The following is a 21011-nucleotide window of genomic DNA, read 5'->3' on the forward strand; positions in this document are numbered from 1 at the left end:
CGGAGTCAGAGCCTCTCGAGAACGTCGGGGGGAACGGGACGCCCGGCCGCGCGGCGCTCGGCGGCGAAGTCCGCGAGCATGCGCCGCAGCTCCTCGTCGAACCGCCGGTCGAGGCCCTCGACCGACGTGAGCGGGACGGACATGAAGACGCACTTGAGCACGCCCTGCCGGAAGGCGTGGTCGTCCAGCCAGGCCGAGCCGTACGGGCCGAGCGCGGCGGCGACCAGCCGGGTGTCGTTGGTCCGCAGGGCGTCATGGACGAGCGGGAGAGCGGCCGGACCGAGGTCGAGCTGCGGAAGCGACTCCAGGATCTCCAGCCGCTCCCCCGCGTCGCCCTGCCAGTAGAGCTTCATGACGGCCGCCGCCGGGTCGGGCAGGGCCTTCCCCAGCGCCGTCAGCAGCTCGGTGCGGGCTCCGGGGCCGCCCTCTCGCGCCGCCCGTGGGAACAGCGCGTAGACGGTCTCCGGATCACGCTCGACGTCGGCTACGGCCCGCGCCAGCCAGCTCATGTGCCCTCCTCAGGAATTCGATCGACCTTCTCGCCACCTCGGGCGCCGCGTGGCTGTGCCTGGCCAGCTCGACGGCGACCAGCCCGCCGAAGCCCTCCAGGGCGGCGAGCACGGGCGGGAAGTCGATCTCGCCCTCGCCGAACTCGAGATGCTCGTGGACGCCCCGCCGCATGTCCTCGATCTGCACGTGCACCAGATGCGGCAGCGCCCGCTCGACGCACTCGGGCACGTCGTACGGCTCCAGGCAGCGGCAGTGCCCGATGTCGAGGGTGAGGCCGAACCTCGGGTGGCCGCCGAGCAGGCCGCGCAGCCGTTCGTATCCGGCGAGGTCCGCCACGAGCATGCCCGGCTCGGGCTCGAACCCGAGCGTGACGCCTGTCGTCTCGGCCTCGGCGAGCAGGCGCTCGCAGTGCCGTACGAGCCGGTCCCAGGCCTCGTGCTCGGACACCTCGGGCGGCCGGATGCCGCTCCACAGGTGCACCACGGGGGCGCCGAGGTCGGCCGCGATCCGCATCGCCTCGCCCAGGAAGCGGACGCGCGGCTCCGCGTCGTCGTGCAGCAGGGTCGGGAAGTGCTTGCGCCGGGGGTCGAGCGTGAAACGGCCGCCCGTCTCGACGGCGAGGGCCAGGCCGAGCCGCCCCGCCAGCGCCGCGATCCGCCCGACCTCCGCCGGGGAGGCGCCGGGCATGAGGTGCCCGTGGTCGAGCGAGACCGCCGCGCCGGTGTAGCCGAGGCCGGCGAGCACCTCCAGCGTCTGGTCCAGCGGGTGGTCGCGGAAGCCGTTGGTGCAGTAGGCCCAGGTGAGCGAGGTCACGACGTGGACACCTTCGCCGACAGCCACCGGCCGGCGGGCAGCGCGGCCAGCAGCGCCGCCGCCTGGGCGAACCTGCCCCGCCCGGCCACTGCGGCCGCCTGCAACGAGATCAGGCCGAGGATGCTCATCCGCACCGCCTGCCGCACCTGCTCGGGGTCGGGGTCGGCGCGCAGCGCCGCCTGGGCCCTTCCCGCGGTGGCCAGGTAGCCGGCGATCATCGCGGCGGCGCCCAGCCGTCCGGTGGTGTCGCCGCCGCGGCAGGCGACGGCGGCCAGCGCCGCGGACGCGCCGGTGGCGGTGAGCGCCTGGGCGATGGTCGCGGGGGTGGCGCCGTCCACCTCGGCGCGGCCGAGCAGGGTGATCCCGTAGGTGTGGGCGCCGACGGCCAGCGCCATGGGGGCGGCCGCCCGCATGCGCGGGCCCGCCCCGAGCAAAACGTCGAGCACGCGGCAGGCCGCCATCGCGGCCGGGCCCGCCGCCGTGTGCTTGAGGCGCAGGTCGTAGGCCCAGGCCGCGCCGGCGAGCAGGCCCGCGAGCGCGAGCCCGCGCCGTCCGCCGGCGACCGCGGCGGTGGCCACCCCGGCGCCGGTCAAGGCGGCGGCGAGGCCGAGGGCGCCCGCCGGGCTGATCCGGCCGGAGGGGATGGGCCGTTCCGGCCGCTCCTTGGCGTCGAGCTTGCGATCGGACCAGTCGTTGAGCGCCATTCCGGCCCAGTAGAGCAGCACAGACGCGGCGGCGAGGCCGGGCCGGGCCGATCGTCCGGCCGCCGCCGCACCGGCCAGCGTGTCCCCGGGAACCGACAGCGCGGCCGGTGCGCGGACCAGCTCCAGCCAGGCCCTCATGACCGCCCCTCCGACAGCTCGTGCGCGAACGCCACCAGCCGGGCGTACTGGCCGGGCAGGTCGTGCCCGCCGCCGCCCAACGGGTCCTTGAAGAAGTAGCCGAGCTCGGGGAGCACGCCGCGGTGCCCGGCCTCGTGGGCCCGCGCGACGAGCCGCACGAGATCGAGGACGAGCGGGGCGGCCAGCGCCGAGTCGCATCCCTGCCAGGTGAACTGCATGGTCATCCGGACGCCGAGGAATCCCTCGAACGTGATGTGGTCCCAGGCGGTCTTCCACTCGCCGAGGTCGGCCACGTAGTCGATGTGCGTCAGGCCCTCGACGTCATCGCCCACGATCGCGGGGACTGCCCGCGCCTTGCTGGCCGACTTGCTCTCCCGTGCCGCCGGGTCGGCCAGCGTGGCGCCGTCACCGCCGCCGAGGAGGTTGAGCCCCGACCACGAGCGGACCCGCAGCGCGCGGCCGGCGAACATCGGCGCGAGCGCGCTCTTGACCAGCGTCTCCCCGGTCTTGCCGTCGCGTCCCGCGTACGGCAGGCCGCGCCGCCGGGCCAGCTCGTCCAGTGCGGGGGGCGTCGGGCCGGTGGAGGGGGTGAACGCGACGTAGCCGCATCCGGCCGTGAACGCCGCGTAGGCGTACAGGGAGCTGGCGGGGAGCACATCCTGTCCGGACACGAGCGCCTCGTCCAGGTCGGCGAGCGTGGCGTACGGCACCTCGGCGGGAGGCTCGGTCGACGACACGTCCACCACGACGACGCGGGACAGGCCATGCCGCTCCCGGAAGTCCGCGATGTCCGCGGCCAGCCGCCGCGCGGCCTGCGCCTGGCTCTCCTCGCCGGGAACGTAGCCGTGCCTGATCTCGGCCTCGGCGGCGTCGAGGGCCGTGGCGAGCAGGCTCGTCAGGGCGGGAGGGAGCACGCCGGCCTGGGCGAGCAGCTCGGCCCTCTTGCGCAGCGGGAGGGCGACCACGTCGTGACCACCGAACACCAGGTCGCCCAGGGGGGTGAAGTCCCCGGGGAAGTTCGCGGCCTCGATGACGCACCCGGTGGGCGGAGCCGCTCCCGCCCGAACCGCCGCCGCCCCGACCACCGCCGTGGTCGCGACGGACCCTCGGGCGCCGACCAGCCAGACACCGATGGGCACTGTAACTCTCCCGTCAACTCGGGTATGAAGGATCACCCGGAACATTCGGATACTAAGAGGGATCTTTCGGCACTGACAAGCAAAAGTTTCCTGACAGGAGACGGAAAGTTACGTCACCCGCCTACGAACAGTGCGACAGGATCCCGGCCGCCGGCCCTCACCGCCGCGTCACGCCCGGACACGACGACCCCTGTGTTGACGAATTCCGTGCGCGACCTCCGACTTTGTCCTCTTAATGACGAAAGTCAAAAGGATCATGCCGAAACTTCTTCCCCATTGGGTAAAAGTCGCGTAACTTGCTCGCCAGGTGCCCCGCACAGTCGCACGGGGCCGAAGTGAGACGAAGGGAACGGAGGCACCCGCGGCACGGCCGCGTCATCGGGGGGATCAGGGTTCTTCACGCAGATGGAGTTGGCACGACGATGAGCGCGTACGAAGAAGAGATCGAGACCGCCGGCACCCTCGGCCGCAGGCTGGGCCTCAACCGCCGGCGGTTCCTCGCGGCCACGACCGGCATGGCGGCTGCCGCCGCCGTGGCCGCGGCCGGCCCGATGAAGTCGGCCGCGCAGGCGGCGGCCGCGGGCAACGGCGTGCTCGTGCCGCCCGGCAAGCGGGGCATCATCCTCTACACCGTGCGCGACGCCACCGCACGCGACCCGCTGTCGACCACTCTCCCGTCCGGCTTCCGCGCCGTGTTCGAGGAGCTCAGCCGGATCGGCTACAAGCAGGTGGAGTTCGCCGGTTACAGCCAGCACGCCAACGCCGAGGGCGGTGCCGACCTGGAGACCGTCGAGGGCGCCCGCCTGCTGCGCACCTGGCTGGACGACAACGGCCTGGAGGCCGAGGGCAACCACGGCTTCATCCCCGGCTCCTGGCCGCTGAGCCAGGCCGACCTCGACCGCTTCAAACTCCACCTGGAGATCGCCAACATCCTCGGCATGGGCCACGTCGGCACCGGCAACGACCCCACCAGCAGCGCGTACAAGGCCGACTGGGACGTGGCCGCCGAGAAGTGGAACACGCTGGGCGAGATCGCCACCGCGGCCGGCCTCAAGCTCTACACCCACAACCACGACGTGGCCTACAGCTTCCTGCTCGACAGCGGCCCGCTCGACGCCCAGGGCAGGCCCACCCGTTCCTCCGGCATCCGCCGCCTCGAGTACTTCCTCACGCAGACCGACCCGGGCAAGGTCTGGCTGGAGATGGACATCTTCTGGGCGCACGTGGCCCAGTACAAGTACAAGACCTACACCGCGCCCGACGGCTCCACCCAGACGCAGGTCTTCAACCCGCTCGGCGTCGTGCAGGCCCAGACGAAGCGGTTCCCGCTGTTCCACGCCAAGGACGGCAAGATCAACACCGCCACGTCCAACGGCTACGACATGGTTCCGTTCGGCACCGGCGACATCGACTACAAGACCTTCTTCTCGCAGATGGGCGCCAAGGGCTACCACAACCCGATGTACGAGCAGGACAACGCGCCCGGCGGCTCGGCCAACCCGGCGCAGTCGCTGCAGTACGCCGAGCTGAGCTACAAGAACATCGCCAAGCTCCGCGGCTGAGGCCCGCCGGGCGCCCCGGCCCGTCATCCGCTGCCGCGAGCGACGCGCTCGTCCGCGACGCGAGGGCGCTCGCCGAGCGGCCGCGCGGTCAGGAGGCCCCCCGTGGGTCCGGCCCGGCCCGGCCGGGCTCACGGGGCACCACACCCCCCACCCGGCCTCCGCGGAGACGCCGGCGGCCACGGCGGCATCGTGATGCCATCGTGATCGCCGGCGTCGAACCCTCCCCGCCGGTGAACCGATTAAAGGGCATGAGGCAGATCCGGTACGGCGCGGCGGCCCTGGCGGCCGTCGCCTTTCTGGTGACGGGATGCGGCGGCTCGGGCACGTCCATGAGCGACGCGGCCGGCGGCGCCGGCACCGCAGCGGACGCGGAGGCCCCCGTGGCCGCGATCACGCCCGGGGGCGCGGCTCAGGAGCGGGCGCCCGCGACAGGCGGCGGGAGCGGCGGGGGCGGCGGGCTGGAGAAGACCCGGATCGACCCGGCCGACCGGGCGATCATCTATCAGGCCGAGCTCAGCGTCGAGGCCGAGAAGGTCGCGGCGGCGGCCGACCGCGCGAAGGCGATCGTGACGGGCGCCGGTGGATACGTCGCCGAGGAGCGCAGCGAGACCATCCCCGGCGGCGAACAGTCGACGATCACGTTCAAGGTGCCCCCGGCGCGCTATGCCGACGTGCTGGCCCAGCTCGGGCGCGATCTCGGCAAACGCCTGTCGGTGCGGCAGAACGCGCAGGACGTCACCGAGGAGGTCGCCGACGTCGCCAGCCGGATGAAGTCGGCCGAGGCCGCGCTCGGGCAGTTCCGCACGCTGCTGTCGAAGGCGAACAAGATCGGCGAGATCCTGGAGATCGAACGGGAGATCTCCAGCCGCGAGGCCGATCTGGAGTCGCTGCAGGCCCGGCAGAAGGCCCTGGAGGCGCAGACCGGCATGGCCACCGTGACGCTCACCCTGCTGCCCCGGCCGCAGTCCTCGCCCCGGCCCGAGAAGAAGGACGACGCGGGCGGCTTCCTCGCCGGGCTGCGCACCGGGTGGGACACCCTGACCACGTCGACCGTGGTGGCGCTGACCGTGCTGGGCGCGCTGCTGCCCTGGCTCGTCGTGGCGGGAGTGGTGTGGCTGGCCGTACGGATGATCATGCGCCGGCTGCGCCCCCGCGCCACCCCGCCGGCCGGTCCGGTGCCCCCCGGCGCCGTGCCTCCCGCTCCCGGCTCGCCGGGGCCGCAGGAGGACGGTGACGAGAACCGGGACGCGAACCGGGATCAGGACCGGGAGTCCGAGCGCACGCCGGGGTAGCGCTCAGCGGGCCGACGACTCGTGGACGAACTCGGTGAGCCGGGTGAGCTGGCCGGGGTCGGTCGAGGGAAGCACGCCGTGGCCGAGGTTGAACACATGCCCCTCGGCCACCCGGCCCCGTTCGAGCACGTCCCTGGCCCGCCTCTCGACGACCTCCCAGGGCGCGAGCAGGATCGCCGGGTCGAGGTTGCCCTGCAGGGCCTTGCCCGCGCCGACGCGCAGCGCGGCCTCGTCGAGCGGCACCCGCCAGTCGACGCCCACCACGTCGGCCCCGGCCTCGCCCATGAGGCCGAGCAGCTCGCCGGTGCCGACGCCGAAGTGGATGCGCGGCACGCCGAGGTCCGCCAGCCCGGCGAAGATCCGGCTGGTGTGCGGCAGCACGTAGGTGCGGTAGTCCTGCGGCGCGACCGCGCCCACCCACGAGTCGAAGAGCTGTACGGCCGAGGCTCCCGCCGCGACCTGCACGCGCAGGAAGGCGAGCGTGATCGTGGCGAGCCGCTCCATCAGCTCGTGCCACAGCTCGGGCTCGCCGTACATCATGGCCTTGGTGCGGTCGTGGTTCTTGGAGGGGCCGCCCTCGATCAGGTAGGACGCGAGCGTGAACGGCCCTCCCGCGAAGCCGATCAGCGGGGTGCCGCCCAGCTCGCCGGTGAGCGCGCCGATCGCCTCCGTCACGTACGGGACGTCGTCGGGCTCCAGGGGCCGCAGGACATCCATGCCCGCCTTGTCGCGGATGGGGGTCCCGACGACCGGGCCGACGCCCGGCTTGATGTCGAGGTCGACGCCGATGGCCTTGAGCGGCACCACGATGTCGCTGAAGAAGATCGCCGCGTCCGTGCCGTACCTGCGGACCGGCTGCATGGTGATCTCGACCACCAGGTCGGGCGTGGCGCAGGCGGTGAGCATCTCGACGCCCGCGCGCACCCTGCGGTATTCGGGCAGCGACCGCCCGGCCTGGCGCATGAACCACACCGGCGTGTGCGGAACGGGCTCGCGCCGGCACGCGCGAATGAAAACGGAATCGGCGAGCTGGGGTTTCACGGCACCAGCCTGCCATGCCCTGGCGGCGCCCGACGCCGGGACCCATGACCTGGGACTCCAGAACGCCGCGCGGACGACCGTTGATCGCGTAAGGTGAACCCCATCCCCACCTGTGAGTCATCTCACAGCTCGGCAATGTGTTCGCCAATCAGCCATCCGGCATCGATTCCAATACCACTTTCGAGACACGCCGAGTGCGATGCGGGGAAATGTCGCCGGGACGTGCCAACGTCGGATCAGTCCCGAGCGACCGCCACGACCGTGGATCCGACGAGAGGCCCCGGAGCGATGACTTCGATGTGGAGTTCCCCCGAACGCCGCACTGAGCGCTGTGCCGGCAGCGACGCCGCGCGCCCCGCCCGCCCGAGCGGCGCGCCGTGCGCGACGGGGCGGCGAGACCGCGCGGACGGCCGCGGCGACCGCCGGGATCGCGTGCTCGGAGACGCCCCGGCGCGTACGGCCGATCAGGTGACGGTCCGACTGGCGGCGACGGTTTGACGACTTCCGATGCCCCCCACAGCCACCCCCCTGCTTCGCGCTATCCCGAATCCGACCTACTCTTCCGTCATGACCCTCGGTGAACCGCCTGCGCCTCCCGCCGCCTTCCGGCGCGCGCTCGAGACGCTGCGCCCCGCCGAGGTGCGGCCGGAGATCGAGCTGGAGGACATTCCCGCACCCCAGCGGCTCGCACCGTATTCCGGTGCCGTCGGGGCCTCGGTGTACCGTGACGACGACGAACTCGCCGTCGGCCGCCTGATCATGCTGTTCGACCCCGAGGGGCAGCGCGGCTGGGAGGGACCGTTCCGCCTCGTCGCCTACGTACGCGCCGACATGGAGCCGGAGATGACCACAGACCCGCTGCTGGGGCCGGTGGCCTGGAGCTGGCTCACCGAGGCGCTCGACGCCCACGGCGCGACGTACGCCGCGGTGGGCGGCACGGTCACCCGCGCCGTCTCCGAGGGTTTCGGCGGCAAGGCGGACGACCCCGTCACCACGGAGATCGAGCTGCGGGCCTCCTGGTCGCCGCTCGACGAGGACCTGTCGCCGCACGCCGCCGCGTGGTGCGACCTCATGTGCCTGGCCGCGGGCATCCCTCCGCTGCCCCCCGACGTCGCCACGCTGCATCCGCGCCCCGCCCGCCGAGATGATCCGAAAGTTCCTTAGCCCGTGACAGAACCCGTAGTCCAGCCGTTGTTGGAGCCGCGCGAGGGAATCCCGCCCGTCATCGAGGACTCCGCCGCACTCGCGGCCGCCGTCGACGCCTTCGCCCGTGGGTCGGGGCCGGTGGCCGTCGACGCCGAGCGTGCCTCCGGATACCGCTACAGCGGCCGTGCCTACCTGGTGCAGCTGCGCCGGGCCGGCGCGGGCACCGCGCTGATCGACCCCATCAAGTGTCCCGACCTGTCCGCGCTGGACGAGGCCGTACGCGACGCCGAGATCGTCCTGCACGCCGCGAACCAGGACCTGCCATGCCTGGCCGAGCTCGGCTTCCGCCCGCGGCGGCTGTTCGACACCGAGCTGGCCGGGCGGCTGCTGGGCTACGAGCGGGTCGGCCTGGGCACGATGGTCGAGCTGGTCCTCGGCCTGCGGCTGGAGAAGGGGCACTCCGCCGCCGACTGGTCGGCCCGCCCGCTGCCGGAAGACTGGCTGCGCTACGCCGCGCTCGACGTCGAGGTGCTGGTCGAGCTGCGCGACGTGCTGCACGACGAGCTGGCCGACGCCGGCAAGCTGGAGTGGGCGCTGGAGGAGTTCGCGTCGATCCTGGCCGCGCCCGCCCATCCCCCGCGTACGGACCCCTGGCGGCGCACCTCGGGCATCCACCGGGTGCGCACGCTGCGCGGGCTCGCCGTGGTGCGGGAGCTGTGGACGCTGCGCGACGAGATCGCGCGGGAGGCCGATCTCGCGCCGGGCCGCGTGCTGCCGGACTCGGCGATAGTGCAGGCCGCCCTCGACCAGCCGCGTACGACGAAGGCCCTCACCGAGATCACGCCGTTCGTCGGCCGCAGCGCGCGCCGCCACCTCAACGACTGGCTGACGGCGGTGAACCGGGCCCGCACGATGCCGGAGGCGGCGCTGCCGCAGCCCGTGGGGCCCGGTGACGGTCCTCCCCCGGCCAACCGGTGGGCCGACCGCGACCCGGCCGCCGCCAAGCGGCTCGCGGCGGCGCGTGCCGTCGTCGCCACGCTCGCCGACGAGCACCGCATGCCGACGGAGAACCTCCTCCAGCCCGACGCCGTACGCAGGCTGACCTGGGAGCCGCCCGCGCCGGTCAGCGAGGAGACCGTGGCGGCCCGGCTGCGCTCGCTGGGCGCGCGGGAGTGGCAGATCGGCCTGACCGTCCACCCGCTGACCAAGGCGCTCGAACGGCTGGAGATCAAGGGAGAGGTGTGACGTGCGGGACGGGGACGCGGGCTCTTCCTTCGGCTATCGCCTGCACCACGTCCAGCTCGCCATCCCGCCCGGGGCGGAGGGCGACTGCCGCGCCTTCTACGTGGGCGTGCTCGGGATGACCGAGATCGGCAAGCCCCCCGTGCTCGCCGCGCGCGGGGGCCTGTGGGTGCGGGCCGGGGCCCTGGAGATCCACCTCGGTGTGGAGGGCGACTTCCGCCCGGCGCGCAAGGCGCACCCGGGCATCCTGGTGACCGGCCTCGACGACCTCGCCGCGCGCCTGACGTCCGCCGGCGTCGAGGTCTCCTGGGACCCGCACTTCCCCGGCCACCGCCGCTTCTACGCCCACGACAACGTCGGCAACCGGCTGGAGTTCCTCGAACCCCTGTGACCTCGAACCCCTGTGACCTCGAACCCCGGTGACCTCGAACCCCGGTGACCTCGAACCGCTGTGACCTCGAACCGCTGTGAGCACGCGAAGACTCCCGGAGGCGCGGCCGGCGCGCCCCCGGGAGCCGTACGTGATCAGACCGCGTCGTCGTCGGTCACGACGAGCCGGGCGAAGCCGTTCCCGATCGTCGCGTTGACCGGCACCGAGGCCACCACCTGGTAGGACTGCGGCTCGGCCGCCACCGCGGTGTCGCCGTTGACGGGCACCTGGAAGGACGCCTGCAGCGACCTGGCCGGGATGACGACCTCCTGTGCCGCCGAGGCGATCACCGGGGCGGCGCCGGTCGCGATCGCCTGGATCTGGACCGTCACCGGCGTGGGGCTCTTCTCCGACAGGCGCACCGTCATCGTGGCCGTGCCAGGGCCGTCGCCCTCGTCCACCGTGACGCTCTCCACCGACACCTGCGGCAGCTTGCCGGTGCGAGCGTCACCCGCGGCCACCGTGCCGAACGCGAGATCGGCGAGGTAGACCGCGCCCTTCTCGCTCGCGCCCGAGATCCGGATCTCGCTGATCTGCTGCGGCTTGAGGCCGGTGAGCGAGCTCAGCGGGACGCGTACGGTGCGCAGCCAGGTCTTGGGCAGCGGCGAGGCCGTGCCGGGGAACGCCGTGAGCGCGTCGCTCACCTCGGACACCTTGACGGTGCGGGACGCGCCGTGCTTGTCGGCGATCGTGACCGCGAGGTCCACGTCGCCGGTCGCCGTCTCGTCCCTCGCGACGCGGAAGGTGAGCGCGTCGTAGTGGGAGACGTTCTGGTCGCGGTTGTCGATCGGCACGGTCACCGTGCCCGTGGGGTCGCTCCAGGAGAACCGCAGCACCGGCGTCGAGGCGACGTTGTTCGCGTACGTCGCGGGCGTCCACGACGGCGCCTGCGACGTGGTCAGCGTGGAGGCGCAGGACGGCAGGCCGCTCTGCGGCGAGCGGTCGAGCATGCCGGCGCAGATGACCGCGGTTGCCGAGCCGGAGACCCGCGTGGACGGCGCGAGCGACGTGAAGGAGGCCACGTCGAAGCGCTTGCTCGCGGGCGCCTGGGCGACGGCGTGCACGACGGCCCGCCCGGCGGAGGCGGTGGTGCCGCCGCTGCCGTCGAACAGCGGCAGCAGGCCCTGCTCACGGCCCTGGACGAGGCGGAAGAACCCCGCGATGTACGCGGTGCCGACGGCGTACTGCTCGGCGGCGGTCAGCCGCGACGGCGCGGTGCCGCCGCAGACCGGGTCGTTGCGGTTGGACCAGTCGTCGGACGCCGGCGCGTGCGCCACGCCCGGGGTCCACTCGGTGTTGAAGAAGTTGTGGTCGGCGCCCATGACCATCAGCGAGGAGCGGAAGGCGGGGTCGTCGTCCTCGGCGTATCGCGAGTCGTCGTAGAAGTGCTGGCCCTGCTGGTTGGAGACGTCGCCGTCGCAGTAGGGCAGGATGACGGCCATCGGCGTGCCGGGCAGGGTCGCCCGTGCGAAGTCCGTCGGCGCGAGCGGGAGCACCGCCTTGATCCCGTACGGCTTGGCCCTGCCCGCGTTCATCAGCGCGGCCTTGACGACGCCCTCGCCTCCGCGCGAGTGACCCATCAGGCCGACATCGGCCATGTCGAGGCGGCCCTTGAACAGGCTGACGAGCTTCGCGTCGCCCACGCCCCGGTCGGCGTCGGCGAGCAGGTCGAGGTGGCGCATGACGACCTCGCCCCGGGCCAGCGCGCCCCGGTCCTCGCTGTAGGGGTTGTCGGCGGCGTTGACGCCGTTGGCGCTGACCGACACGACGACGTAGCCGTGGCTCGCGAGCACGTCGGCGGGGCCGTCGTAGCCCTGGTAGCTGGCGATCGGCTGCTGCCCCGCCGGGCAGGGCCACTGGGTGTTGGACGACGTCCAGGCCGTCGGGTTGTAGCAGGCCGAGTGGCGGCCGTGCAGGAAGACGACCAGCGGGCGCTTGCCGCGGGCGCCCTCCGGCAGGTAGACCTTCGCCCGGATCTCGGCCGGACGGCCGCCGAGCCCCTCCAGGGTGATCGCGGTGTCACCGAAGTCGTACTCGCCGTGGGTCACGGCGTACGGGCCGGGCGCGGCGGGGTCGACCGGCGCGGGATCCGGCTTGCCGGGCGGGCCCGGGGGGTTGCCGGGCGGGCCAGGCGGAGTGCCAGGCTTGCCGGGCGGACCGGCGGGCGGATCGGCCGGCGGGTCGGCGAGCATGGGCGTGGTCTTGGCGGCCGCCGCGGCGGCCTCGGGCACCTCGCCGTTCCAGGCCACGTCGACGGACGACGCGGAGGCGACGGCGGGGTCGGGGGTGACGACGGTCAGCGTCATGCCGTCGGGCGACTCCTCGGCCGGGCCGAGCGACCGGCCGTCCGCCGCGAGCTCGGGGACCGCGTCGCGGACCGGCAGGGGCGCGTTCAGGTGGAGTGTGACCCGGTGGCCGCCGCCGACGGGTTCGACGGTCCAGGTGCCGTCCTTCCCGACCGAGCCGGGCGGCTCTGCGTACGCGGGCCCTGCGATGAGGGGTGTGGACAGGGTCGCGGCCGTGACGGCCGCGGCGAGCGCCTTGGTCCAGGCGCGCACAGGGGAGCGCATGTGGTTTTTTCTCCGAGTGCATTGCCCCAAGAAATCCGCTTGCGAGAGCTAGAGGAGTGATTCTTGGGGTTTGAGGGGTTGCATCCCGAATGAGATCGTCACCGGAGACCTGTACTGATTCACACCGGTTGCCGACCGGTTAACGATCATTCACAAACGCCACCGGCCCACCGATGCCAGAACCGGTTACCGGCCAGTAGCATAGGATTCCGGAAGCTACTGACAAGTAGGAGCGAACCCGTGCCTGCGTCCCGTGAAGTCGTCTTCGTCGACGGCGTTCGGACGCCTTTCGGCAAGTCGGGCCCGAAGGGCCTGTACGCCGAGACGCGTGCCGACGACCTGGTAGTCCGCGTCATCCGCGAGCTGATGCGGCGCAACCCCGGCCTCCCCCCGGAGCGGGTGGACGAGGTCGCCATCGCGGCCACCACCCAGATCGGCGACCAGGGCCTGACCATCGGCCGGGCCGCGGCGGTGCTCGCCGGCCTGCCGAAGTCGGTCCCCGGCTACGCCATCGACCGCATGTGCGCCGGCGCGATGACCGCCGTCACCACCGTGGCGGGCGGCATCTCCTTCGGCGCGTACGACGTGGCCATCGCCGGCGGCGTCGAGCACATGGGCCGCCACCCCATGGGCGAGGGGGTGGACCCCAACCCCCGGTTCCTGTCCGAGCAGCTCGTGGACGGCTCGGCGCTGGTCATGGGCATGACCGCGGAGAACCTGCACGACCGCTATCCGTCCATCACCAAGGAGCGCGCCGACGCCTTCGCCGTCGCCTCCCAGGAGAAGGCCGCCAAGGCGTACGCCGACGGCAAGATCCAGCGCGACCTCGTGCCGATGGCCACCCGCAAGGCCGCCGAAGGCTGGGGCCTGGCCACCGTGGACGAGCCCCCGCGCCCCGGCACGACGATGGAGGGCCTGCGCGGGCTGAAGACCCCCTTCCGGCCGCACGGGCGGGTCACGGCGGGCAACGCCTCCGGCATCAACGACGGCGCGACCGGCTGCATCGTGGCCGCCGAGGACGTGGCCCGCGAGTTCGGCCTCACCCCGCGCATGCGGCTGGTGTCGTACGCCTTCGCCGGCGTCGACCCCGAGGTCATGGGCATCGGGCCGATCCCCTCCACCGAGCGCGCGCTGCGCCTGGCCGGGCTGTCCATCGGCGACATCGGCCTGATCGAGATCAACGAGGCGTACGCCGTCCAGGTGCTGGCCTTCCTGGAGCACTTCGGCATCGCCGACGACGACCCCCGGGTCAACCCGTACGGCGGCGCGATCGCGTTCGGCCACCCGCTCGCGTCGTCGGGCGTGCGGCTGATGACGCATCTGTCGCGGGAGTTCGCCGAGCGTCCGGACGTCCGCTACGGGATCACCACGATGTGCGTCGGCATGGGCATGGGCGGCACCGTCATCTGGGAGAACCTCGCATGAGCACGATCGAGACCTGCAAGGCCCTCCTGGAGGGCAAGAACGCCGACGAGGTCGTCACCAAGGCGCTCGTGCGCGACGTCGAGCTTCCGTACGGCGCGGGCACGATGGCCCTGATCACGCTCGACAACGGCCTCGACCACACCAAGCCCAACACGTTCGGCCCGCACGGCCTGTTCGCGCTGAACGACGCGCTCGACGCGATCGCCGCCCGCTCCGACCTGGCGGCCGTCGGCGTCGTCGGCAAGCCGTTCATCTTCGCCGTCGGGGCCGACCTCAAGGGCGCGGCGGCGGTGTCCTCCCGCGAGGAGGCGCTCGCCATCGGGCGGCTCGGGCACCACGTGTTCCGCCGCCTCGGCGAGCTGGACGTGCCGTCGTTCGCGTTCGTCAACGGCGCGGCGATGGGCGGCGGGCTGGAAATCGCCCTGCACTGCACCTACCGCACCGTGTCGTCGGGCGTCCCGGCGATCGCGCTGCCGGAGTGCTTCCTCGGCCTGGTGCCCGGATGGGGCGGCACCCAGCTCCTCCCCCGCCTGATCGGCCCGGAGAAGGCGCTCAAGCTCATCATCGAGAACCCGCTGTCGCAGAACCGCATGATCAAGGGCAGGGACGCGTACGCCCTCGGCGTCGCCGACGCGATGTTCGAGCCCGCCGACTTCATCGAGGAATCACTGCGGTGGGCCGCCCAGGTGCTGCGCGGCGAGATCGCCGTCGAGCGGGCCGACCATACCGCCGAAGACTGGGCGCCGGTGATCGACCAGGCCAGGACCCTCGTCGACCTCAAGCTGCGGGGCGCCTCCCCCGCGCCCTACCGGGCGCTCGACCTCGTGGCCCTGGCCCGTACGGCGTCGCGCGACGAGGGCTTCGCCGCCGAGGACGAGGCGCTGGCCGACCTGCTCATGAGCGACGAGCTGCGGGCCGGGCTGTACGCCTTCGACCTGGTGCAGCGCCGGGCCAAGCGGCCGGCGGGCGCGCCGGACAAGTCGCTCGCCCGCCCGGTCACCAAGGTCGGCGTGGTGGGCGCCGGGCTGATGGCCTCGCAGCTCGCGCTGCTGTTCGCCCGCCGTCTGGAGGTGCCGGTCGTGCTGACCGACCTCGACCAGGCCCGGCTCGACAAGGGCGTGGGATATGTGCACGCCGAGGTCGACAAGCTGCTCGGCAAGGGCCGGATCTCCGCCGACCAGGCCAACCGGCTGAAGGGCCTGGTGACCGGGTCGCTGACGAAGGACGTCTTCGCCGACGCCGACTTCGTGATCGAGGCGGTGTTCGAGGACCTCGCCGTGAAGCAGAAGGTCTTCGCCGAGGTGGAGGAGGTCGTCTCCGAGACCTGTGTGCTCGCCACCAACACCTCGTCGCTGTCGGTCACCGACATGGCGTCCGGCCTGCGGCACCCCGAGCGGGTCGTGGGCTTCCACTTCTTCAACCCGGTCGCGGTGCTGCCGCTGCTGGAGATCGTCCGGGGCGCCGCCACCGACGACGCGACCTTGGCCACGGCCTTCGCAGTCGGCAAGACGCTGAAGAAGTCGTGCGTGCTGGTCAAGGACGCGCCCGCGTTCGTCGTCAACCGGCTGCTGACCCGCTTCATGGGCGAGGTCACGGCGGCGGCCGACGAGGGCACCCCGCTGGAGGTCGCCGACCACGCGCTCGACTCGCTCGGCCTGCCGATGACGCCGTTCGCGCTGCTCCAGCTCGTCGGCCCGGCCGTCGCGTTGCACGTCGCCGAGACCATGCACGCGGCGTTCCCCGACCGGTTCGGCGTATCGGAGAACCTCGCCAAGCTGGTCGCGGCGGGCAAGCCCGGCCTCTACGGCGCGGACTTCCAGATCGACCCGGAGGTGCGCGCGCTGTTCGAGGGCGGCTCGTCCCCGTCCACGGGCGAGGAGGTGCGGCTGCGCGCGCTGCGGGCCCTCGCCCAGGAGATCCGGCTCATGCTCGACGAGGGCGTGGTCGCCGCGCCGCAGGACATCGACCTGTGCATGATCCTGGGCGCCGGCTGGCCGTTCCACACCGGCGGCATCACGCCCTATCTCGACCGTACGGGCATCTCCGCGGAGGTCACCGGCTCCCGCTTCCTGGAGCCCGGCGTCGCCTCCGTACCTGCCTGAACCAGCCTGAACCAGCCTGAATCGGCCTGAACCGTCCTGAACCGGCTGAGCGAGCCGGCTTTCGCCGGCTCTGGCGGATCACCGGGGCCCCTGTCGCGCGGGGCCCCGGTGATCCACCGCACCAGTCACCGGCCTGACGGCTCCGCCTTCCCGCTCCGCCGGCCCGGAAGATGTCGGCCCTTCTCTGTACGCTCTATGAGCGGGAAGGGAGCAGGCCATGACAGCGCAACCGCACGACTTCGTGTCCCGTGAGACGCCGTTGCCCGAGAAGAACCTGCGGGCCATCCGCGCCGCGTTGGTCGTTCCCCAGGACCGCGAGGCGTTCGACGCGGGACTCAAGGCAGTGCTCGACGAGGTCAGGGTCAACTTGGACCTGGGGGCGCTGAACGCGTTCGTGCACCGGTGGTGGATCTCCGTCTGCGACTCGGTGCGCGATCCCCAAGGCCGCCGGCAGATGCACGAACGGGCCGAACATGTCCTCGCCGGGGAACCCCGCTCCGAGGGGAAGCCATGGCGCGAGATCCTCGCCGCTCGCGGGATCGATGTGTAGGTGTTCAAGCTCGTCGTCGATCCGAGCCGAAGCCCGCGCTGAGGGTGACGGTCTGCCTGCTACGGGGGAAGGCGCTCTACCGCTTCCGAGGAGGCTGAGGTGGGCCACCTCCAGAAGCTCCGAAGCAGAGCACAGGACCGCGCGGCGAGCCGTCACGCCACATCGGCGCGACGGCTCGCCGCGGTTCCGTACGCGGTCAGGCCGCGTGGTGGTAGGCGGGATAAGTGAGGTAGCCCGCGTCGCCGCCCTGATACCAGGTGGTCTTGTCGTCCGGCGCGATGGGCAGCCCCTGGCGCAGCCGCTCCACGAGGTCGGGGTTGGCGATGAACGCGCGGCCGAAGCTGATCAGGTCGGCGCCGAGCCCCAGCCAATGATCGGCCGCCGCCTTGTCCGTCTTCCGGGGGCCCGTCGGGAAGGCCGGGTTGACGATGAGCGTGCCGGGCCAGGCCTTGCGCAGCTCGACCAGCACGTCCTCGTCCGTGGTGGCCTCCAGGTGGATGTAGGCGAGATTCAGGGGAGCCAGCGCGGCGAGGAGCGCGCCGTACAGCTCGGGGACGTCGTGCTCCTCCGCGCCCCACAGGCCCGCGCCCGGCGAGAGTCGGATGCCCGTACGGTCGCCGCCCACCGCCTCGACCGTCGCCGTCACGGCCTCCACCGCGAAGCGGATGCGGCCTTCGATCGACCCGCCGTACGCGTCGGTGCGCAGGTTGGCGGTGCTCGACAGGAACTGGGAGATGAGATAGCCGTTCGCACCGTGCAGTTCGACGCCGTCGAAGCCGGCGTCGACCGCCCGGACGGCGGCCCGCGCGTACGACAGGGCGTGCTCGGGCACCTCTGCGGTCTCCAGCGCCCTCGGCACGGGCGCCGGCTTGGGCCCGACGGGGTGAACACCTCGCCGGGCGCGGGGACGGCCGAGGGACCCACGGGCTGCGTTCCCGTGGTGTCGGGGTGGGAGACGCGGCCTCCGTGCATGAGCTGGGCGAAGATGCGGCCGCCGTTGGTGTGGACCGCGTCGGTGACCGGCCGCCACGACGCGACCTGCTCGTCGGTGTGCAGCCCGGGCGTGCCGGGGTTGGACTGCCCGACGAGGCTCGGCTGCACGCCCTCGGTCACGATGAGCCCGGCGGTGGCGCGCTGGGCGTAGTAGGTCGCCATCGACGGTGTCGCCAGGCCGCCCGCCGCCGCGCGGACCCGGGTCATCGGGGCCATCACCACACGGTTGGGCAGGGTCAGCGAACCAAGCTGGTGGCGGTCGAAAAGGGTCGTCATTCCTGCGTGCCTTTCCAGACGTTCCTGCAGAGGGACGCGTCCGCCGGCTGGACACGCGACTACGCTAAGACCTGACATTGACGTCAGATGCAAGCGTTAGAGCCGGGTTTCTCTCAAGGAGGCGCGATGCGAATCGGCGAGCTGGCGGCGCGGGCCGGGGTGAGCGTCCGTTCCCTGCGCTACTACGAGGAGCAGGGCCTGCTCACCAGCACGCGCAGCCCCAGCGGCCAGCGCCACTACACCGACGGCGAGGTCGAGCGGGTGCGGCTCATCCAGCGCATGTACGGCGCGGGGCTGTCCAGCCGGACGATCGCCGAGGTGCTCCCCTGTGTCGACTCGCCGAGCGAGCGGAACTCCGACGAGGCGTTCGAGCGGCTGGTCCAGGAGCGGGACCGGATCAACCGCAACATCGACGAGCTCGTCCAGGCCCGCGACGCCCTCGACCGGCTCATCGATATCAACCGCGCCCACCGCGCCCGGCTGGTGCGTCACTGATCCCTCTCTGCGAGCGCGACGGGGCGCCGCGCTCGCTCCCCGCTGCGGGAGTCCGCCACGGCCCTCCCGCTGCGTGCCGTACACGGCGCGGCGGAACGGGCACGGCGCGGTCGCCCGCAGCAGGGGCGACCGCGCCGCGACGGTGGTCGATCAGCGCTTGAACAGGCGCGGCGCCAGGTCGATGAGGTTCTTCTGCCACACGTCCCAGCCGTGCGGTCCGGGGGTGACCCCGTCGAACTCGTAGCGGATGCCGAGGCTGTCCAAGGTGGGCAGGGACCCCAGGAAGAACGGCTGCACGAAGTCGGTCTGGTCGCCGACGTACAGGCGCAGCATCTTGGTCCCGTTGTTGATCGCCGCCGCGTCGACGCCGGTGCCGTCGCCGAACCAGGCCGAGAACGCCGCGACGTACGCGAACCGGCCCGGATAGTCCTTCAGCACGCCGAGCGTCTGCACGCCGCCCATCGAGAGCCCGGCGAGGGCCTGCTGCGCCGGGTCGCCGGAGACGTTGTAGTGGGCGCGGGCCGCCGGGACGATGTCGTCCAGCAGCTCCTTGCCGAAGTCGGGCACGTTGCCGTTGCCCATCACGACCACCATCGGCACGAGCTTCCCGTCGAGGAACTCGTGGTCGAGGATCTGCTTGGCGCGTCCCATCTCGACCCAGTCGGTGTAGCTCTGGCCGCTGCCGTGCTGGAGGTAGAGAACGGGATAGGGCTCCGCGCGCTCGGCGTCATAGCCGGGCGGGGTCCACACCAGCGCCGTCCGGTCCTCGTTCACGACGTTGCTGTGGTACGTCAGGCTCTCGACCTTCCCACCCTGACCGGCGGGAACGTCCGAGAGCAGGCGCGACCTCTCACCGGGGATGAAGAAGGAGCTCCAGTTGGGCTCGGAGGTCACCTTGGTCGGGTTCGACGTGTCCTTGGCCGCGACCCGGTCCACGATCCACTGGTAGTAGTAGAACCACGGCTCCAGCGGACCCACGGTCACCCGCCACCGGTCGCCGTCGCGGGACATCGGGATACAGAGCCAGCTCCCGTTGGGAGCGTCGTTCGCCCACACCGTGACGTGGTCGGCGTCCTTGAACTCCGTCGTGGTCTCGAACGTGACGAACCCGTCCTCGGACACGTACGGCGTCGGCGTGGTGCCGGGCGCGGGCGGATGGAACTCGCCCTTCAGCGGTCCGTGACCGGCGCTCGGACCGTGGTCCGGGGCGTTGCGGAACAGCCGCGGCAAGAAGTCGATCAGGTTCTCCTGCCAGGCGTTCCAGTTCGCCCCGCCGTCGGGGTTGACCCCGTCGAACTCGTACCTGACCCGGGCATGGTCCAGCGCCTTCGTCAGGCGGACGGTCGCGTTGTACGCGGGATCGGTCACGTTCCCGGTGTACAGCCGCAGCAGCTTGAGGTCGTGGCCGATCGCCCGGGCGTCCGGCCCCCCGGCGTCCGTCAGCAGGCCGGAGAACGAGCCGGCGTAGGCGAACCGACCCGGCCCCCCGGTGAGAGCGGCGCGCAGCGCCAGCGTCCCGCCCTCGGCCACACCGGCGATCGCCTGGTGCGCCGGGTCGCGCAGGACGTCGTACCTGTCCCCGACCGCCTTGCCGAGGTCCTTCAGGTCCTTGTCGTCGTCACCGTCGCTGATCACCACCACCATCGGCTCGATGGCCTTCTGGGCCGACAGGTTGTCGAGGATCTGCTTGGCCCGGCCGAGATCGAGCCAGTCGGTGGCGCTCTGTCCCTTGCCGGATTGCAGGAACAGCACCGGGTAGCCCTTCGGGCCCTCGGGACCCTTCGGCCCCTTAGGGCCGTCCGCGCCCTTGGGGCCGTCCGCGCCCTTGGTGCCCTTGGGGTCCTTGGGGTCCTTCGCCTGGTAGCCCGGCGGCGTCCACACCAGCGCCGACCGCTCCTCCTTCTTGACCCGGTAGGTCAGGGTCTCGACCCGGCCGCCCTGTCCCTGCGGCGCGTCCGCCAGCAGGCGTACGGACTCGCCCGGCACGAGGAAGGTGCTCCACAGGGGCTTGGACGCCACGGTGGTGCTGTTCGTCGGGTCCTTGAGGCTCTTGGTGTTGTCGCCCGTGACCTGGTAGGCGTACAGCCCCGGCTTGAGCGGGCCGAGTGCTCCCCACCAGAGGTCGCCCCGGCGGGTCAGGCCATACTCCGCCCATGCGAAGGAGGGGCCGAAGTTCCCCTCGACGGCCAGCTCCGACACCTGGCCGACACTGGCCTCGACGGCGGCCGCCGGGATGCTGATCGCCAGGTAGCCGTCGTCCGAGACGCTCACCCAGGGCGTGTCCGCCTCCGCCGGTCGCGGCGTGAGTGACACCGCCGCGACCGCCGTGACTCCAGCGGCGATCACCGCCGAGAGTCTGCGGGCGCCCGTGGGGCGCGCGCTGCCACGCTGGAATAACGCCATGCCGAAACTCCCTTGATGGCCCGCAGTGGTCGGTCCCGCCCATCGACTCGACCCAATTGATGGAATGTGAAACTTTTCGACGCGCGCCTTTTCAGCCCGCGATTCCACCAAGTCAAGGTAATTGATACATTTTGGAAACACAAGACCGTTTCCGCCGCTCAAGACACCGGCCGTCACTCC

Annotated in this window: 16 protein-coding genes and 1 pseudogene; 9 read left to right on the forward strand and 8 right to left on the reverse strand. The window is 72.2% G+C overall.

The window, feature by feature from the left end; translation table 11 throughout:
• Positions 1 to 5: 5 nt before the first annotated feature.
• The 4 genes from HCK04_RS03840 to HCK04_RS03855 are packed head-to-tail and all read right to left on the reverse strand — an operon-like array spanning position 6 to position 3304.
• Positions 6 to 509, reverse strand: a complete 504-nt coding sequence (locus HCK04_RS03840; RefSeq protein WP_142645463.1) for an EboA domain-containing protein — start codon at positions 507 to 509, stop codon at positions 6 to 8.
• The gene (locus tag HCK04_RS03845) at positions 469 to 1323 is read right to left on the reverse strand and encodes a sugar phosphate isomerase/epimerase family protein (RefSeq protein ID WP_142645464.1); all 855 of its coding nucleotides are present in this window, start codon (positions 1321 to 1323) and stop codon (positions 469 to 471) included. Before HCK04_RS03845 ends, HCK04_RS03840 begins: the two co-directional genes overlap by 41 nt.
• Positions 1320 to 2165 (reverse strand): SCO3242 family prenyltransferase, encoded by an 846-nt coding sequence (locus tag HCK04_RS03850; RefSeq protein WP_142645465.1) that lies wholly within the window; start codon positions 2163 to 2165, stop codon positions 1320 to 1322. The genes HCK04_RS03845 and HCK04_RS03850 overlap by 4 nt, the downstream gene beginning before the upstream one ends.
• Positions 2162 to 3304, reverse strand: coding sequence for an inositol-3-phosphate synthase (locus HCK04_RS03855; RefSeq protein WP_260617096.1), 1143 nt, complete (start codon positions 3302 to 3304; stop codon positions 2162 to 2164). Before HCK04_RS03855 ends, HCK04_RS03850 begins: the two co-directional genes overlap by 4 nt.
• A 422-nt stretch (positions 3305 to 3726) precedes the next feature.
• On the opposite strand from HCK04_RS03855, the gene HCK04_RS03860 reads away from it, so the two are divergent.
• Positions 3727 to 4866, forward strand: a complete 1140-nt coding sequence (locus HCK04_RS03860) for a sugar phosphate isomerase/epimerase family protein (protein WP_142645467.1) — start codon at positions 3727 to 3729, stop codon at positions 4864 to 4866.
• Between the two features lie 248 nt (positions 4867 to 5114).
• Positions 5115 to 6158, forward strand: a complete 1044-nt coding sequence (locus HCK04_RS03865) for a DUF4349 domain-containing protein (protein ID WP_142645468.1) — start codon at positions 5115 to 5117, stop codon at positions 6156 to 6158.
• A 3-nt stretch (positions 6159 to 6161) separates the two neighbouring features.
• Here HCK04_RS03865 and hemE read toward each other — a convergent pair whose 3' ends face one another.
• Positions 6162 to 7199, reverse strand: a complete 1038-nt coding sequence (gene hemE / locus HCK04_RS03870; protein WP_142645469.1) for a uroporphyrinogen decarboxylase — start codon at positions 7197 to 7199, stop codon at positions 6162 to 6164.
• A gap of 567 nt (positions 7200 to 7766) precedes the next feature.
• Here hemE and HCK04_RS03875 point away from each other — a divergent pair.
• Genes HCK04_RS03875 through HCK04_RS03885 form a run of 3 tightly spaced genes read left to right on the forward strand, consistent with a single transcriptional unit; the run spans position 7767 to position 9978 of the window.
• Positions 7767 to 8363 (forward strand): DUF3000 domain-containing protein, encoded by a 597-nt coding sequence (locus tag HCK04_RS03875; protein WP_142624117.1) that lies wholly within the window; start codon positions 7767 to 7769, stop codon positions 8361 to 8363.
• A gap of 3 nt (positions 8364 to 8366) precedes the next feature.
• Positions 8367 to 9590, forward strand: coding sequence for an HRDC domain-containing protein (locus tag HCK04_RS03880; RefSeq protein ID WP_142645470.1), 1224 nt, complete (start codon positions 8367 to 8369; stop codon positions 9588 to 9590).
• Position 9591: 1 nt separating this feature from the next.
• Entirely contained in the window at positions 9592 to 9978 is a 387-nt protein-coding gene (locus HCK04_RS03885) for a glyoxalase (protein ID WP_142645471.1), read from the forward strand.
• 134 nt (positions 9979 to 10112) lie between these two features.
• On the opposite strand, the gene HCK04_RS03890 is transcribed toward HCK04_RS03885, so the two are convergent.
• Complete coding sequence (locus HCK04_RS03890; RefSeq protein WP_168065624.1) at positions 10113 to 12587, reverse strand: acetylxylan esterase; 2475 nt, start codon at positions 12585 to 12587, stop codon at positions 10113 to 10115.
• Positions 12588 to 12827: 240 nt separating this feature from the next.
• Here HCK04_RS03890 and HCK04_RS03895 point away from each other — a divergent pair, with 240 nt between their 5' ends.
• The 3 genes from HCK04_RS03895 (at position 12828) to HCK04_RS03905 (ending at position 16664) form a co-directional block, all read left to right on the forward strand.
• Positions 12828 to 14012 (forward strand): thiolase family protein, encoded by a 1185-nt coding sequence (locus tag HCK04_RS03895; protein WP_142645473.1) that lies wholly within the window; start codon positions 12828 to 12830, stop codon positions 14010 to 14012.
• Positions 14009 to 16114: a 3-hydroxyacyl-CoA dehydrogenase NAD-binding domain-containing protein gene (locus HCK04_RS03900; protein ID WP_142645474.1), complete on the forward strand. Its 2106-nt coding sequence runs from the start codon at positions 14009 to 14011 to the stop codon at positions 16112 to 16114. The genes HCK04_RS03895 and HCK04_RS03900 overlap by 4 nt, the downstream gene beginning before the upstream one ends.
• Before the next feature lie 217 nt (positions 16115 to 16331).
• On the forward strand, positions 16332 to 16664 hold the full coding sequence (locus tag HCK04_RS03905) for a DUF6247 family protein (protein ID WP_142645475.1): 333 nt from the start codon (positions 16332 to 16334) through the stop codon (positions 16662 to 16664).
• Between the two features lie 196 nt (positions 16665 to 16860).
• Here HCK04_RS03905 and HCK04_RS03910 read toward each other — a convergent pair.
• A pseudogene (locus HCK04_RS03910) lies at positions 16861 to 17933 on the reverse strand (alkene reductase).
• A 126-nt stretch (positions 17934 to 18059) separates the two neighbouring features.
• On the opposite strand from HCK04_RS03910, the gene HCK04_RS03915 reads away from it, so the two are divergent.
• The gene (locus HCK04_RS03915) at positions 18060 to 18428 is read left to right on the forward strand and encodes a MerR family transcriptional regulator (RefSeq protein ID WP_142645476.1); all 369 of its coding nucleotides are present in this window, start codon (positions 18060 to 18062) and stop codon (positions 18426 to 18428) included.
• 150 nt (positions 18429 to 18578) lie between these two features.
• On the opposite strand, the gene HCK04_RS44080 is transcribed toward HCK04_RS03915, so the two are convergent.
• On the reverse strand, positions 18579 to 20774 hold the full coding sequence (locus HCK04_RS44080) for an alpha/beta hydrolase-fold protein (protein ID WP_205829785.1): 2196 nt from the start codon (positions 20772 to 20774) through the stop codon (positions 18579 to 18581).
• Between the last annotated feature and the right edge of the window lie 237 nt (positions 20775 to 21011).

The organism is Microbispora sp. CL1-1 (assembly GCF_012034195.1).
GTDB lineage: Bacteria > Actinomycetota > Actinomycetes > Streptosporangiales > Streptosporangiaceae > Microbispora.